Here is a 15,001-nt window from a genome sequence, read left to right on the forward strand (position 1 = left end):
CCACCCCACAACCCCAAGGATCACCCCCTCACGCGCCCCACCAACCCACCCAAAAGACGCCCGGCTACCGGCAGGGTTCCTAGGTCTCACCGCTCGTTGACGGCTCTGCCCCGGTAACCGATGGGGCCCTCGTTGACCCGCTGGTAGTAGCCGAGGAAGCCGGCCGCCTTCTCCTCAAAGGTGACGGACCCGGAGTTCTCCCGCTGGTCACGCCAAGTGATCCGCTCCACCGGGGCGCCACGGTCCTCGACCATCAGGCGCAGCTCCCCGGAGGTGTGCCAACGCTCGCCCCAGTGCTCCTCGGTGCCGAAACGGTGCACGGTGGTCTCCTCCGTCCCCTCCGGGTAGGCCCAACGCTCCTCCAGGTCACCCCGGTACTCGCTCAGCAGGCCATCGGCCGAGCGGTGGTAGCCGTGGAAGTCACCCAGGGCCGACTGGAAGCTGATCGCCGCCTCGGCTCCGTCGGTGTCGCGCCACGAGAGCTGCGCGATCGGGGCCATCTCACCCCGGTCGACGTACACCAGGAGCCGGCCGCCGGGTTCCCACCGCTGCTCCGACCCCTCCGCGGACTGGACTCGCTTCCTGGTGGTGTAGCGGAGCACCGACCGCTGGTCGGCGGCGGCGAGCATCGCGCGAACCGAGCGGTCGCGTTCGTCGATGGAATCAAGGCTGATCCGGTAAAGCCACAGCATCGTTCGGGAATCCGTGCCGCTGCGCACGGTCACCACGTTGGGGCCGTCCGTTCGCAGCCACCCGCCGGGAACCGCGAAGTCCAGGCTCTGGGGCAGGTCTCCGCCGCCGGGGATGGTCAGGCGCGAGGCCACCGGTTCGCCGTTGACCAGCACGGTCAGTGGGGCGTACCCGGGGGAGCCCCCGCTCTTGGAGACGAGCGCGGTCACCCGCAGAACGCCTTCGACGATCGCCCTGTCCAGGTAGAAGGTGAGATCGACGGAGCCTCCGGAATCCAGCTCTATCCTGCTTCCGCCGAACCGGGCGTTCTCGCGGTCCACATGCGCGTTGGCCACCCGGGCGGGGCTGGCGGTGAGGTCGGCGTAGGTCGGTTCCATGGGGACTCCTGGAAGAGGCCGCAGTGCTTCCCGAGAAGGGGGATGGGCGGGGGAGAAGGATGGGGAGAGGGAAGCCCAGCGGTGATGGCTGAAGGGTCACGCGGAGCGTACCGGGGGCATACGACAGAACCAGGCCTCTGAGACGTTCTGAGCCCCTTCGTGAACGTGGATAGGGTTTTGCTTATGGCCACCCCCATCGCTGTTCAGCACGTATGAACCGCTATCCGCCGACACTTCGCGGATGTCATCGACTTCAGTGGCATCCCGGGCCGTTCCCTGGCCGTCGAAGAACCTACTTCGTGGTCGAAGGGGGCCCGCGCATCGACGGACGGATTTGCGACCGGTGTGGCGGCGTTAAGACTTCGGTTCGGGCGATCCTGGTTTCCAGATCGGAGCGGAATCGGGTGATCGTGGCGGCCTGCTCGACGACCAGCGCGGCGAGGTCCTCATAGGGGCGCACGGTCTGGTCGGAGAAGCTCAGCTGCTGATCGTTGCAGGCCAGGAGCTTTTTCCGCAGACGAACCGGTCAACTGATCGGAGAGACCCGAACAGTCACGATCTTCGTTGAGAAGATCTTATCGCCTTGTCCACTTCCGGCCATGTGGTCGAAATAATGGGGAGCGTAAGCCTTGAAAATCGGAGAAGCCCTGATTTTCGCAGCTCAGCGTCGCTAAAGGGAATCTCTTGGGCAACGGCGCGGAGGACCCTGTCTTGAGTTTCCGCTTTATGGAATTTTCCTCGGGTGAGTCATGAATTAATATCTCGCTCGGATCTCCCGCCCAAAGGAAAGGAAACCGTGAAGTCATTCTCTTTTTCCGCGACCGTGCTCGGATCCGTCTGTACAGCAGTGATGATCCTGTCCTCTGCTCCGGTCAACGCGGAGACCGCCCCCCCCGAACCGCTGAGGACACCGTGACGTTCGGCGTCTTCGCTGTCGGTGAGGAACGCCCTGAGGGGAGCTTCGATCTGGCCGACCTGACAGAGCTCGGTGTCACCGACGCGGACATCGAGCTCCTGGCCGAAGGGGTCGTGCCCGAGACCGAGGAACAGGGAACGAACCAAGCGGACGACGTGCTGAACCGCTGGGACGACGTTGATGGTGAGACGGTCATCTGGCGCCAAGGCCACTACGACCCCTCGACCGGTAAGGGTTCCGGGGCGGAGAAGATCGACCAGAAGCACAACCTCGGCATGGAGGCGGTGCGCACCGTCACCCGTTGGCCGTTCACCAACGCCAGCCTCCCCGACCACACCAAGGAACAGGAGAACCCTCCGGGCGGAACCTCGTATCGATACCAGGCGGAGGCCTGGGAGGTCGAGTGCACCGGCTGGTTCTGGTGGCGCGAGTGCCAGGTCCTGGACACACGGATCGTCCGCGTCATCGTGGACTACCGTGTCCCGTCCCACTCCAACGAGCCCATGGGGGCCTTCAACGCCTACTGTGAACAGACGAGTGGAGACCGCTGCCCTGACTGGGTGCGTGAGGCTCTGAACGTCTAGTCGCCAAGGTGTGCGGGTGACGTACCCGCACACCCCAGATTCGCATTGGGAGGACCGGTGCCACACCACGCAGAACCGCTGCGCCCCTCTCCTCGCTGGCCGCACGTGGAGTGGTGGGTACCACTCATGGGGGCATGTTCAGCACTCCAGCGGGCCGACCCGGCCCTCCTCCTGTCGTCCTTGGACCTGTCCGGTGCGCAGGCCCGGATACGTGCGGTCTGGGACGAAGGCCCGGAGGTCACGGTCGTCCCCGAAGCCGACACGGACGCGGGGCGGCTGCGTGCTCTGCTGGAGAGCGCGGCCCCGGGCCGGCGGGTTCGGGCCGTGCTGCCCGGACACGAGCGGGAGTTCTGGGCACCGGCCGAAGGTGCGCCCGTCCGGGCTCGCTACGCGTGGCTCTTGGACCAGTTCTCCGTCGACTCCACGCACTGGCGTATGAAGCGCCTGAACCTGGTCGCCGTCGAAGCGGATCTCGCCGCAGGGTCCGCCGACGTGACCTTGGAACGTCTCGACGGGCTCGGTACCGTCGTCGCCCGCGTCCCCCTGCTCGCGGGAGAGGAGCTGGTCGGTGCCCCCGACTGGATCGCGAGCCGCGTCCGAACGGCGTTGGCGGAGGGGACCGGCGAGGCACTTCCCGCGCAACCCGGCCGGCCCACCGTCCTGGTCGAACTCCACGGATAACCGGCGTCTTCGGTCCTCGGAATGTGTCAAGTCCAATCGGACACGGACCAGTGATCTTTAGGCTGCTTTGTACTGGTCAGGAGCGTGCTGCTCGGCGGTGCCGGGCTCGCGGGCATGGTGACCAGGCTAGACCACGCTCGGAACGTCACCGATGGGCAGCGGCCGTGCGCCGGCCACCGATCGGCTTTCCCCTTCCCATGGTCGGGTATTGAATGATCACCGTGTGATTGATCGGGAGATTTGTCTGAATCTCCTTGATATATCCCCTGGTGAAGGACGGGCGTTGACCAGGTATCGATTGGTGTCTATTCTCGATAGAGTGTGAACCCGGATGTAACAAGGGTCGCGCCGACGTGGATGACAACCACATACAGGAGACCTGCTATGGCGAAGTGGGATGCCGACTCGGCAGCCGAGTTCAGGCGGCGCTATGGGAAATCGTCCCATGAGTTGGGCACGACCGGCGGAAACGCCAGCTGTCCCGACATATGGGAACTCGATAATGGAGACGTCGCCGTCATCGGCACGGATCTCACTTCCGAGTACCGAGATCGTCTTCCCGAAGGCGTTTCAGTGGACCCGGGTGAAAGCCTGGTGATCATTCCGCGTAGCACGATCCTGGCGGCGAAGGTGGACATTCCGGATGAGTAGGCCGCTGAACGGTGCTGTTGGCCAGGTCATGACGCTCGAAGAATACTACGCCGACTTCGAGCGCAACTTCTCGGTCGCCGGGGAGTTCTGGAAGTTGGAGCGCGGACAGACATTCGCAGAACCCGGAGATGACAGCTGGGAGGCCTTCGACAGTGGGGACTGGGAAGGCTCGATGCGCCTGCTGCGAGAGCGCCGGGACGACCTGGTCGACTACCACCGGAGCGTCGCATCGGCCGGAACCCAGACCTATCGCATCAGGATCGTCGACACCCCGATCACCCCGTATCTTCAGTGGGAGCTGAACCTGCTGAAGGTGCGAGACGAGACCGGTGGCCCGATTCGTGTCCTGTCGGCTCGGGACGTGGAGCACCTAGAGGACCTCGGGTCGCTTCCGGACATCTACACCATGGATGACAGGGTCATGTACCAGGCCGTCTATGACGCTAATGGAGTACTGGAAAGCGCGCGAAGGTTCGACGACAAGGACCTGATCAGAAAATGTCGGACCTTTATCGCTGAACTCTATATTTCCGGCGAGCCGATCAGCTCCTTCTTCCGGAGGGAGATCGAACACCTTCCGCCCGCGAAGCCCGAGCGACCATCGATCCCGCGAGACTACCTGGAATCGAATAATCGGCCCGATCCGATACGATCCTGAACGAGATCGCCCTGTGGACGAGCCACCTGAGAACCAGACCCCTGGAAGTTCTTCGTCGCACGAGAACCGGGCCGAAGGCGATATCACCAGTGGTGGTATCGTTCAGGCGCGTGATGTCGAGGGCGGGGTGAATTTCTACAATACGCTGGCCCGAGAACCCGCCTCCCAGGTTCCACGTCAGCTCCCCGGTGACATCTCTCATTTCGTCAATCGGTCCTCAGAGCTGGCGACCTTCATGGAGCTCCTGGAATCCACGAGTGACCCCGGTTCGCGTCATGCGAGGATCTTGGTGATCTCAGGCTCGGCCGGGGTCGGGAAAACCGCGCTGGGGCTTCGCTGGGCTCATCGAATCCGATCGAGATTCCCGTCGGGTCAGCTCTACGTCAACCTTCGCGGTTATGACGATGGGCCACCGGAGGAACCGGCTATGGCCCTTGATCGGATGCTCCGTGCCCTCGGGGTCCCCGGATCCTCGATACCCGATGACGTCGATGATCGTTCGGCGACCCTGAGAAGCCTCATCGCCGAACGAGACGTTCTGATCTTCTTGGACAACGCCGTGTCGACCAACCAGATACGGCCGCTTCTACCCGGTTCGGCGTCCCCTCTGGTCATCGTGACCAGCCGTAGCGCGCTGCCCTCCCTCGGCGCGCGTGAGGGTGCCCACAGGGTGCAGCTCGACACCTTGGACGAGGCCGATGCGCTCACACTCCTCAGAGCCGTCACCCATGAGAAGCGAGAGGACGAGGAATCGGACCTCACCGAGCTCGTACACCTATGCGCCCGATTACCACTGGCGTTGAGGATCGCCGGCGAGCGGGCGGCGTCTCGCCCGATGACGCGGCTGACCGAGCTGATCGAAGACCTGAAGGATGACTCCCTGCTCTGGGAGGTTCTCAGCCTTCACGACGACTCGACCACGGAGGCGGTACGTACCGTGTTCACGTGGTCGTATCGGGCACTCTCCCCGGACGCCGCACGGACCTTTCGGCTCCTGGGTGTCAACCCCGGCCATGACATCGGCCTATCCGCGGCGGCGGCCCTGTGCGGCGTACCGGCCCGCACGGTCCGACGTTCCCTGGACCTGCTCGTGGGAGCCTTCATGGTCGAGACCTCGGCACCGGGGCGATTCAAACTACATGACCTGTTGAAGGCCTACGCGCTGTCCGAAGCACGTACGGCGGAGCCGATCGCCGACCTTCGCACGAGCCTTCGTCGATTGGCCGACTGGTACGCACGCACATTGGAAGAAGCCGCGATGTCGCTGTCGGCGATCGATTCCGTTGCCTCTTCCCTCGACGGGCAAGACATTCCAGACCCCTTGTCCTTCGCCACTTCGACGGCGGCCTTCGATTGGTTCGAGTCGGAGCGGCAGAACCTCGTTTCCACCGCGCAGGCAGTGCTCAGTAGTGAAAACCATGAGAGCGCGTGGAATATCGTGATGGCAGCGAGCCCGATCTACGCGCAGCATTTCACCTTTGACGATTGGGCTGTCATGAGCCAGATCGGGGTGGACGCGGCCAGGGCCCTCGGCGATCCAGTCCGTTACTCGGCCGCGCTCGACAACAGGGGAAAGTATCTCTTTCGCAAACGCCGCCTCGACGAGGCTCGGCGTGCGTTCGACGACGCACTTCGGCTGAGGGAGACGGGAGGTGACGAAAGGGCGGTCTGCGAGTCGCTCAATGCCTTGGGGCTGGTCTGCCTGCGCACCAGAGAGCTGGATGAGGCAGCGGAGATCTTTCGTCGTTCGGCGTCCGGGTTCCGTGACCTGGGGGAAGAGCGTTGGGAATGTCTGGCGCTTTCGAACGTGGCCGAGGCCTACCTGGAGAATGGTGACGCGACAACGGCGATCGATCTCGTCGATGGTCTCCCAGAAGTTTTCGCGGGACTCGACGACTCTGCCTCGCAGGGCAACGCCCTGTGGCTGACCTCCTGGGGGCAGCGACTTCGGGGAAACCTCTCCGCTGCCTCGATGGCGATAGACGCGGCTCTGGCCATCGCCGATGACGCCAATAACCGTATGTGGGAAGCGTTCTGGTTGATCGAGGCGGCTCGGGTCCACCTCGCCGAAGGTAGGTTGGACGAAGCCGCGAGATGCTGCACCCTGGCTGCTTCCCTGCAACGGCAGATCGGCGACAGGAACAGGGAGGCTCTCGCCGTGAACTGCGCGGGAGAGGTACATCAAGCTCTGGGGAACTTCCATGATGCCTCCGCCTTTCACCAGGAAGCCTTTCGTATGCAGGTGTCCGCGGGTGATCATTGGAACGCGGCCTTGGCCCTCGCGAACCTGGCCGACTGCGAGAAGATCCGGGGCGATTCGGCGAAGGTCCGGGATCTCTCGGCACGGGGAGTGGGGTTGCTTGAGCAGTTCTCCGACAAGAATTCATCACGTCTGAGACGGCGTCTGATCACATTGATAGAGTGATCACAGGGGCTCGTATTCGGTGACCCACAAAGGTCCGTCCGGATAGTTCAGACACGAGTGGCCTCGCTTGTCGAGGCTGGTTCCGAGGATGCGTACCGGCTCACCGTCGAGTTCGGCCGAAGGTCCGGAATCCGAATACATGAACCTGTACGCGCGTACTTGGTCATGTGCTTCCTTCCGGCCCTGGCGCAGGGAGAGTTCGCCCCATTCGGGTGGCGGGAACCCGGCGTGGCTCGCTTCCCCCTCGTTCTGTGGTGTCCCCTCCGTCCTGGCGAGAACCTCTCCGATGGCCCGATCGAGCAGGGTCGGCAGACCCGCTTCGATCAGGTGCCAGGTTTCCGCCTGCGTCGTTACTTCGGAGAGGCCTCCTACCGACCCTCGGGCGAGAATCGGTCCGGCGTCGATCTTCCCGGTCATTCGGTGAATCGTCACGCCCAATTCCTCCTCCCCGTTGCGGATGGCCCACGGTATCGGTGAGGGGCCACGGTATTTCGGGAGAAAGGAAGGATGTACGTTGATCGTTCCGTGGGTGGGAAGCTCGATGACTTCGGTCGGAATCGGCCAATTGAAACCGAAAACCACGAGAAGATCGGGTTCGTACCCGACGAGCATGGGTCGAAGTTCGGATGCGTCGCATGGCAGAAGCAAGCCGATGTCCGACGGAAGCGACGACAACGTGGACGTCACACCATCAAGGATGTCCGGCTCGGGTGCGCTGTTCTGCTTCATGGAACGGCTCATGATGTGAACGACAGGAGTATGTCCCGAGTCTTTTATGATCCGACCGATGAGTGCGAACTGGGCCGGACCGTAGGAGGCGATCGCCACTCGCAATCTCTTCTTCATCGGTCGAGCTTAGCCATATCGGGGTAGGTCTGACGTGTGATGCCGAGAATCCTCCGCCATACCGAAGTGGTCCCTCAGGTCGAAGGCCGGAGACTTCGCTCGGCGCGTCCTCCGGCTACCACGTTTCCCCTGGTGGAAAATGTGCCCGATCGCCCCACCCCGCCCCGCCCACGGGGACGGACGGAAAGAAGAGGACACGTCTTGCCCAACGCCCGAGCCGCAGTGGTCCACCCTGGCAGCGGTACCTTCACCTGGGAGGACGTCCGACTGGAGGGGCCCCGACGCGACGAGGTCTTGGTCCGTGTCGTAGGTGTCGGGATCTGCCACACCGACATGTCCATCCGCGACGAGCACCTGCCCGTGCCCCTACCCGCGGTACTCGGCCACGAGGGCTCCGGCGTGGTGGAAGCGGTCGGTGCGGACGTCACCCACGTTTCCGCCGGGGACCAGGTCCTGATGTCCTTCAGCTCCTGTGGCGCGTGCGGTTCCTGCCAGCGCGGGCACCCCGCCTACTGCGTCGACTTCCTCCCCCTCAACGCCAGTGGGCGGCGCCCCGACGGCACCACCCCGATCAGCTCCACCTCGGGTGAGACGATCGGTGGCCGGTTCTTCGGACAGTCCTCCTTTGCCACGTACTGCGTCGCCCACGCGAGCGGCGTCGTCCCGGTCGAGGCGGCCGACGAGGACGAACTCGCCATGCTGGCGCCGCTGGGCTGTGGCGTCCAGACCGGTGCGGGGACCGTGTTCCACGAACTCGACCCCGGAAGCGGCGACACGGTCGCGATCTTCGGAAGCGGTGCCGTGGGTCTGTCCGCGGTCATGGCGGCGGCGCTCACCCCGGTCGCGAACATCATCGCCATCGACATCGTGCCCTCCCGGTTGGACCTGGCCCTTGAACTGGGGGCCACCCACCTCATCAACGGCGAAAAAGAGGACGCCGTCGCGCGCATCGCCGAGATCACCGAGGGCCGAGGCCTCACCCATGCCTTGGAGAGCAGTGGGGCGCCCGCCCTGTTGCGCCAGGCGATCGACTCCCTGGCGGTCGGCGACGGCATGGTGGCTGTGGTCGGCGCACCGCACTCGGGCACCGAGGGCACCTTCGACGTCAACTTCCTGCTCAACGGGCGCACCATTCGTGGCGTCACCGAGGGTGACAGCAACCTCTTCGGCTTCCTGCCGGAACTGGTGGGGCTGTACCGGGCCGGGCGGCTGCCCTTCGACAAGATGGTCCGCTTCTACGAACCGGAACGGATCAACGAGGCGGCCACCGACGCCGCCGAGGGCCGCGTCATCAAACCGGTCCTGCGCTTCTGACACCCGCCTCCTCCTCGCGGCACCACTTCCACGGTCGTGCACCCTTTTGCGGTTACTGTCGGTGATGGTCCGGACCGCGACGGTGGGGAACACATGAACGACTCGGTGGGCGAATCAACCCAGACCCTGATCATCCTCGGTGCGCAAGGAGACCTCACCGAGCGCCTGCTCCTGCCCGGACTGGGCACGCTGGTCGCCGCGGACTCATTGGGCGACCTCCTCCTCATCGGTAGCGGCCAGGGTCAAGGCACCGATCAACAATGGCGGGAGACCGTCGCCCGCGCCTTCGCGGACGGGGGTGTGAGCGGGCCCGACGTCGACACCGTCGTGCGCAACACGCGCTACGTCCAATCCGACGCCACCGACGACGCCGACCTGCGGCGCCTGCTGACCCGGGCACGCGGCCGCGTCACCCTCTACTTCGCGCTGCCGCCCGCCGTCATCGTCGAGAGCTGCCGGGTCCTGGAACGGATCGGCGTGCCCGAGGGCACGCGGCTGGTACTGGAGAAACCCTTCGGCACCGACATGGCCAGCGCGTCCGCGCTCAACGAGTTGCTCCACTCCCTGGTGCCGGAGGAACAGGTCCACCGCGTCGACCACTTCCTCGGCATGACGACGGTGCTCAACATCCTCGGAATCCGGTTCGCAAACCGGGTGATCGAACCCCTGCTCACCTCCGAGCACGTCGAGTCGGTCGAGATCCTCTTCGAGGAATCTCTGGGCCTTGAGGGTCGGGCCGGTTTCTACGACGTCACCGGCGCCCTGCGCGACATGGTCCAGAGCCACCTGCTCCAGGTCCTGGCCATGGTGGCGATGGAACCGCCGAGCACACTGGGCGCGCGTGACGTGCGTGACGCCAAGGCCCAGATCCTTCGGGCCACACGCGTGTGGGACGACGATCCCGAACGGTTCAGCCACCGTGCCCGCTACACCGCCGGAACGATCGACGGCCGCGACTTCCCCTCCTACGCCGACGAGGAAGGCGTCGATCCCTCGCGCGAGACCGAGACCCTGAGCGAGGTCGTGTTCGCCGTCCACACCTGGCGCTGGAACGGGGTGCCCTTCCTGGTCCGCACCGGCAAGGCCATCGGTTCGCCCCGTCAGGAGATCATCTTCCGCTTCAAGCCCCCGCAACACGTCCCCGACGGGCTCGTCGGCGACTCCATCGAGAACCGTTTGCGCATCGGCCTGGGCTCCCGACACCTTCGGATGGAACTGAACGTCAACGGGCCGGGCGATCCCTCCGACGTCTCACCGGTGGCGCTCGACACCGATTACGACCCCGGTGAGCTGCTCGAATACGGCGAGGTGCTGCGGGGTGTGCTCGCCGACGAGATGCCCCTGTCGGTACGCGGTGACATGTCGGTCGAGTCGTGGCGCATCGTCGAGCCGGTGTTGGCCGCCTGGAACGCCGGCCGGGTCCCCCTCCACAACTACCGGGCCGGAAGTACCGGCGCGGAGATCACGGAGAACCGGGAGCCATGAGCAGCCAACCGTTGAACACCCGTCCCAGGCAGCAGAGCCACTTCGTCGAGCTCACGCCCCAGGGACTCAAGACCGTCCGTAGGTGGGCGATCGGCATCACTCTCGGCAGTTTCCTGTTCGGCTTCGACACCGGCATCATCTCCGGTGCGCTGCTGTTCATCCAGGAGGACTTCCAGCTCACGTCCTTCCAACAGAGTGCTGCCGTGAGCATTCTGCTGCTCGGCGCCGTCATCGGCGCGCTCACCTGTGGGCGCGTCTCCGACCGCTTCGGACGCCGTCCGCTGATGGGCGCCATCGGCGCCATCTTCTTCGTCGGGATCATGGTCGCGGCCCTGGCCCCCGGCTACTGGGCGCTGTTGGGCGGCCGGTTCGTCATGGGCCTGGCCGTGGGCGGGGTGTCGGCCACGGTGCCGACCTACCTCGGAGAGATGGCTCCGGCGCAGATCCGAGGGCGCATCCTCAGCCTGAACCAGCTGTTCATCTCCGTGGGTCTGCTCGTCTCCTACTTGGTGAACTGGGCCCTGGCCGACGCCGAGCTGTGGCGTGTGATGTTCGGGGTCGGCGCCATCCCCGCCGCTCTCCTGTTCATCGCGGCCCTGTGGTTGCCCGAATCGCCCACGTGGTTGATCCGCAACGGCAGGACGCAGCGGGCGCGGAAGGTCGTGGACCGTGTCACCGAACCGGGTGGGTCGGACAAGGTGGTCGCCCGAGTGACCGAGGAGCAGCGCGAGGAGGAGGAACTGGCCAGGAGCGGGTCGTCGAGCCTGTTCAAGGGGACGGCCCTGGCCGCGCTCCTGGTCGCCGTGGCCCTGGCCGCGCTCCAGCAGTTCGTCGGGATCAACACGATCCTCTACTACGCACCGACGATCATGGGCCAGGCCGGTCTGTCCGCGTCGAACGCGATCTACTACTCGGTCTTCATCGGCGCCGTCAACGTCATCATCACGCTGGTCGCGCTCAACCTCGTCGACCGGATCGGGCGCCGCCCACTGCTGCTCATCTCACTGTCCGGGATGTGCGTCTCCATCGGCCTGCTGGGACTGGCCTTCAGCGTGGGCATGCCGCCGCTCTTCATGCTCGTGTTCATGATGCTCTACATCTTGTCGTTCGGCGTCGGCATGGGCCCGATCTTCTGGGTCCTGCTGGGGGAGCTCTTCCCGACCGACCACCAGGCGACGGGATCCAGCGTGGGCGCGACCGTGAACTGGCTCGCCAACTTCCTGGTGAGCCTGCTGTTCCTGCCGGTCATCGAGCTCATCGGGCAGGGTCCGACGTTCTGGATCTTCTCGGCCATCTGCCTGGTGGGGCTGGTGTTCGTGGTCAAGTTCGTTCCCGAGACGCAGAACCGGGACAGCGAGACGGTGAGCGCGGACCTGCGGAGCCGGTGGGGGGTATCGGACGGCTGACGGGCCGCCCGGCCGTGCCTTCATGGGTGCTTCACCCCTCGGTGCTTAGGGTGAGGGAAGTCGGGAGCTGTTTCACGCGTGATCCCAGGAGGTACGGCCGTGAGCGACGATTACACCACCGGGAAGGACCGAGGTAAGCAACCGTTCGTCGTCAACATCGAGGACGCGAGCGTGGAGAACAGCCACTATCGGCGCACGCTGTGGACCGGCGAGCACCTACAGCTCACAGTGATGAGCATCGACGTGGGCGACGACGTCGGCTTGGAGGTGCATCCGGACAACGACCAGTTCCTCCGGGTGGAGCAAGGGGCCGGACGCACCGAGATGGGGCCGGCCGAGGACGACCTGAACTTCGTTCGGGAGGTCAAGGACGACGACGTCATCATGGTCCCCGCGGGAACCTGGCACAACGTCGTCAACACCGGTGACACACCGTTGAAGCTCTACGCGCTCTACGGCCCGCCGGACCACGAACCCGGCACCGTGCACCCGGCCCACAAGGACGCGGAGAAGGACCCCAACGAGGACTGACCGGGGGCCGGAACGGATCGTCGAGCGCCGGGCCGCTCACCCGAGGGGGTGGGGGACCCGGCGTTCCTTCGCCCGGGGCGGCGGAACTCGACCACGCCGGTTCACCTGGAGAAGGCCTGGACGAGTTTGGGCACCTCCTGGATGTGCACGTTGAGGATCGACGTGCTGAGGGGACCGTCGTGTCCTTCGAGCGCCGCTTCCAGTTCGCGGTGTTCGCGCTCGATGATGGAGAGGCGCTCCGGGCCTTCGGTGAGGGTGCGCACACCCAGGCGTACCTGCCGCGGACGCAGGGAATCGTATATCTCGCCCAGGACCGCGTTGCCCTGGTGCCGGACGATGGAGGAGTGGAAGACCTGGTCGAGCTGGGAGAACTCGTTCCAGTTCCGGTTTCGTCCAGCGGTCTCCATCGCCTCGATGAGCTCCCGGGTCTCGGGGGGAGGGCCCAACCGGCGGTCGCAGATCTTGGTGATGGCGTCGGACTCGATGACGAATCGGGCCTGGTAGATCTCACGCATCTCCGTGGCGGTGACGACCCGTACCTGTGCGCCTCGCCGAGGGACGAGTTCAACGAAGCGTTCGGCCTGGAGGCGGTGGAGGGCCTCGCGTACCGGGGTCCGGGAGGTCCCGACCTCCCTGGCCAGGACGGCCTCGTCGAGAAATTCGCCCTCAGCGAACGTCCCGGCCAGGATCGCGGACCCGATCATCTCGTATGCGCGTTCCCGCGCGGACTGTCGAGGTTTGCTGCCCCCGGTGGCGGTGCTCTTTTGATGTGACACGGAGCCCACCCTACCTTTACACAGTCTGGATGCACCGTGTATACAAGGTGTCCACACCAGATATTTAGGGGTGTGCGTCACATCCTCTGAAGGGAAGCAACGTGAGCGAGCAAGTGGAGAAACGGCACGCGGTCTGGCTGTCCGAGCCTTCGGCCGCGGCGGTGGAGATGGCCAACCTGGCTGGTTACGGCACCGTCGTACTCGACATCGAGCACGGGCTGTTCGACCTCGCGGCCCTGGACTGGCTCATGCCGCTCATCCGTTCCAAGGGCATGGATGTCATCGCGAAGGTGTTGGGACCGGAACGGGGGCCGATCCAACAGGCCCTGGACTTCGGCGCCAACATCGTGGCCATCCCGCACGTGGAATCGGCCGCGCACGCCAAGGAGGTCTGCGGATATGCGAAGTTCCCGCCCCTGGGCGATCGCTCCTTCGCGGGCGGACGGACCTCCGACTTCCGGGGCTTCACCGACGAGTGGGTCACCCGGCAGGACACGGAGACACGCTGCTATCCCATGATCGAGGACGCCTCGGCGCTGGAGGAGATCGACGAGATCCTCGCTCTTCCCATGGTCGACGGCATCTTCATCGGCCCCTCGGACCTGTCGCTGCGCCGTGACCGCGGTGCCTACACCGCGAGCGAGGGCGACCTGGCGGACCTGCGCCACCTGGCCCGCGCGGCCCAGGCCGCCGGCAAGCCGTGGGTCCTGCCCGCCTGGAGCGACGTGGAAAAACGTCTCGCGGTCGAAGAGAACGCCGAGACCATCGTGACCACCATGCAGTACGGGGCGCTGCTCTCCGGGTTCACCGGAGCGCTCGACACCCTGCGAAAGATCGAGAACGAGCTGAGGAGCCGTTGATGTCCCTGAACGTCGCAGTCGTACAGTTCGCGCCCGCCGAGGACAAGGCCGAGAACCTGGCGACGATCGAGCGGATGCTGCGTGAGGCCGCCGACAACGGCGTGCGTCTGGCCGTCCTGCCCGAGTACGCGGTGTTCACCGCGCCCGCCATGGACGACCGTTTCGTCGACAGCGCCGAGCCGCTCGACGGACCGGCGGTCTCGCGCCTGCGCGCCCTCACCACAGAACTCGGTCTGTCCCTCATCGCCGGCGTGAACGAGACGGCCACGGACGGCCGTATCCACAACACCCTCGTCGGAATTCAGGACGGTGAGGTCAAGACGGTCTACCGCAAGGTCCACCTCTACGACGCGTTCGGCTACAAGGAGTCCGACCGTGTCCTGGCCGCCGACCCGGAGGAGCCGATCCTCCTGGAGGTCGACGGTTTCAAGGTGGGCATGCAGACCTGCTACGACCTGCGTTTCCCGGAGGTCTCGCGAGTCCTCGTGGACGCCGGAGCGGACATCATCGCCCTGCCCGCCGAGTGGGTTCCCGGTCCTCTGAAGGAGTACCACTGGAACACCCTGGTGCGGGCCCGGGCGATCGAGAACACCGTCTACGTTCTCGCCGCCGACCAGAGCGCACCGACCGGCGCGGGCAACAGCGCCGTCGTGGACCCGATGGGGATCGCCATCGCCACCGTCGGTGAGGCCCCGGGCCTGGGCACGGCCGTCGTCGAACGCGACCGTCTCGACCACGTCCGCAAGGTCAACCCCGCCCTGACCCTTCGTCGCTACCGCGTGGCCCCAGCAGGAGCGTGAG

At 65.3% G+C, this 15,001-nt stretch carries 14 protein-coding genes; 11 read left to right on the forward strand and 3 right to left on the reverse strand.

The window, feature by feature from the left end; all coding sequences use genetic code 11:
• Positions 1–86: 86 nt before the first annotated feature.
• Positions 87–1,067, reverse strand: coding sequence for a hypothetical protein (locus BQ8420_RS04865; protein WP_087096608.1), 981 nt, complete (start codon positions 1,065–1,067; stop codon positions 87–89).
• A 912-nt stretch (positions 1,068–1,979) separates the two neighbouring features.
• Here BQ8420_RS04865 and BQ8420_RS04870 point away from each other — a divergent pair.
• The 5 genes from BQ8420_RS04870 (at position 1,980) to BQ8420_RS04890 (ending at position 6,982) form a co-directional block, all read left to right on the forward strand.
• Entirely contained in the window at positions 1,980–2,567 is a 588-nt protein-coding gene (locus BQ8420_RS04870; RefSeq protein ID WP_087096609.1) for a hypothetical protein, read from the forward strand.
• Between the two features lie 126 nt (positions 2,568–2,693).
• Positions 2,694–3,248 carry a hypothetical protein gene (locus BQ8420_RS04875; RefSeq protein WP_087096610.1) on the forward strand — a complete coding sequence of 185 codons (555 nt, stop codon included), beginning with the start codon at positions 2,694–2,696 and terminating at the stop codon, positions 3,246–3,248.
• Positions 3,249–3,632: 384 nt separating this feature from the next.
• Positions 3,633–3,899, forward strand: coding sequence for a hypothetical protein (locus BQ8420_RS04880; RefSeq protein ID WP_087096611.1), 267 nt, complete (start codon positions 3,633–3,635; stop codon positions 3,897–3,899).
• A complete protein-coding gene (locus tag BQ8420_RS04885; protein WP_200815800.1) occupies positions 3,892–4,557 on the forward strand; it encodes a DUF6879 family protein in 666 nt (221 codons plus the stop codon). The genes BQ8420_RS04880 and BQ8420_RS04885 overlap by 8 nt, the downstream gene beginning before the upstream one ends.
• A gap of 13 nt (positions 4,558–4,570) precedes the next feature.
• Positions 4,571–6,982 carry a tetratricopeptide repeat protein gene (locus BQ8420_RS04890; protein WP_143847113.1) on the forward strand — a complete coding sequence of 804 codons (2,412 nt, stop codon included), beginning with the start codon at positions 4,571–4,573 and terminating at the stop codon, positions 6,980–6,982.
• Here the strand turns inward: BQ8420_RS04890 and BQ8420_RS04895 are convergent, their stop codons facing one another.
• Positions 6,983–7,828, reverse strand: a complete 846-nt coding sequence (locus tag BQ8420_RS04895) for a methionyl-tRNA formyltransferase (RefSeq protein WP_087096613.1) — start codon at positions 7,826–7,828, stop codon at positions 6,983–6,985.
• A 201-nt stretch (positions 7,829–8,029) separates the two neighbouring features.
• On the opposite strand from BQ8420_RS04895, the gene BQ8420_RS04900 reads away from it, so the two are divergent.
• The 4 genes from BQ8420_RS04900 (at position 8,030) to BQ8420_RS04915 (ending at position 12,564) form a co-directional block, all read left to right on the forward strand.
• Positions 8,030–9,142 carry an NAD(P)-dependent alcohol dehydrogenase gene (locus tag BQ8420_RS04900; protein ID WP_087096614.1) on the forward strand — a complete coding sequence of 371 codons (1,113 nt, stop codon included), beginning with the start codon at positions 8,030–8,032 and terminating at the stop codon, positions 9,140–9,142.
• Positions 9,143–9,235: 93 nt separating this feature from the next.
• Positions 9,236–10,627, forward strand: coding sequence for a glucose-6-phosphate dehydrogenase (locus BQ8420_RS04905; RefSeq protein WP_087096615.1), 1,392 nt, complete (start codon positions 9,236–9,238; stop codon positions 10,625–10,627).
• Positions 10,624–12,033: a sugar porter family MFS transporter gene (locus BQ8420_RS04910; protein ID WP_087096616.1), complete on the forward strand. Its 1,410-nt coding sequence runs from the start codon at positions 10,624–10,626 to the stop codon at positions 12,031–12,033. Before BQ8420_RS04905 ends, BQ8420_RS04910 begins: the two co-directional genes overlap by 4 nt.
• A 99-nt stretch (positions 12,034–12,132) precedes the next feature.
• Positions 12,133–12,564 (forward strand): cupin domain-containing protein, encoded by a 432-nt coding sequence (locus BQ8420_RS04915; protein WP_087096617.1) that lies wholly within the window; start codon positions 12,133–12,135, stop codon positions 12,562–12,564.
• A gap of 101 nt (positions 12,565–12,665) precedes the next feature.
• Here the strand turns inward: BQ8420_RS04915 and BQ8420_RS04920 are convergent, their stop codons facing one another.
• Entirely contained in the window at positions 12,666–13,340 is a 675-nt protein-coding gene (locus tag BQ8420_RS04920; RefSeq protein WP_235005925.1) for a GntR family transcriptional regulator, read from the reverse strand.
• A gap of 101 nt (positions 13,341–13,441) precedes the next feature.
• Between BQ8420_RS04920 and BQ8420_RS04925 the strand changes: the two genes are divergently transcribed.
• On the forward strand, positions 13,442–14,200 hold the full coding sequence (locus BQ8420_RS04925) for an HpcH/HpaI aldolase/citrate lyase family protein (protein ID WP_235005926.1): 759 nt from the start codon (positions 13,442–13,444) through the stop codon (positions 14,198–14,200).
• Positions 14,200–15,000: a carbon-nitrogen hydrolase family protein gene (locus tag BQ8420_RS04930; RefSeq protein ID WP_087096620.1), complete on the forward strand. Its 801-nt coding sequence runs from the start codon at positions 14,200–14,202 to the stop codon at positions 14,998–15,000. Before BQ8420_RS04925 ends, BQ8420_RS04930 begins: the two co-directional genes overlap by 1 nt.
• Position 15,001: the final 1 nt, after the last annotated feature.

Origin of the sequence: Nocardiopsis sp. JB363 (assembly GCF_900143625.1) — a bacterium.
Lineage (GTDB): Bacteria > Actinomycetota > Actinomycetes > Streptosporangiales > Streptosporangiaceae > Nocardiopsis.

Excerpts from the sequence above, each read along its gene's own strand:
- BQ8420_RS04880 (WP_087096611.1), top strand. The coding sequence starts at position 3,633 with ATGGCGAAGTGGGATGCCGACTCGGCAGCCGAGTTCAGGCGGCGCTAT.
- BQ8420_RS04875 (WP_087096610.1), top strand. The coding sequence starts at position 2,694 with ATGGGGGCATGTTCAGCACTCCAGCGGGCCGACCCGGCCCTCCTCCTG.
- BQ8420_RS04910 (WP_087096616.1), top strand. The coding sequence starts at position 10,624 with ATGAGCAGCCAACCGTTGAACACCCGTCCCAGGCAGCAGAGCCACTTC.
- BQ8420_RS04930 (WP_087096620.1), top strand. The coding sequence starts at position 14,200 with ATGTCCCTGAACGTCGCAGTCGTACAGTTCGCGCCCGCCGAGGACAAG.
- BQ8420_RS04905 (WP_087096615.1), top strand. The coding sequence starts at position 9,236 with ATGAACGACTCGGTGGGCGAATCAACCCAGACCCTGATCATCCTCGGT.
- BQ8420_RS04895 (WP_087096613.1), bottom strand. The coding sequence starts at position 7,828 with ATGAAGAAGAGATTGCGAGTGGCGATCGCCTCCTACGGTCCGGCCCAG.
- BQ8420_RS04885 (WP_200815800.1), top strand. The coding sequence starts at position 3,892 with ATGAGTAGGCCGCTGAACGGTGCTGTTGGCCAGGTCATGACGCTCGAA.
- BQ8420_RS04865 (WP_087096608.1), bottom strand. The coding sequence starts at position 1,067 with ATGGAACCGACCTACGCCGACCTCACCGCCAGCCCCGCCCGGGTGGCC.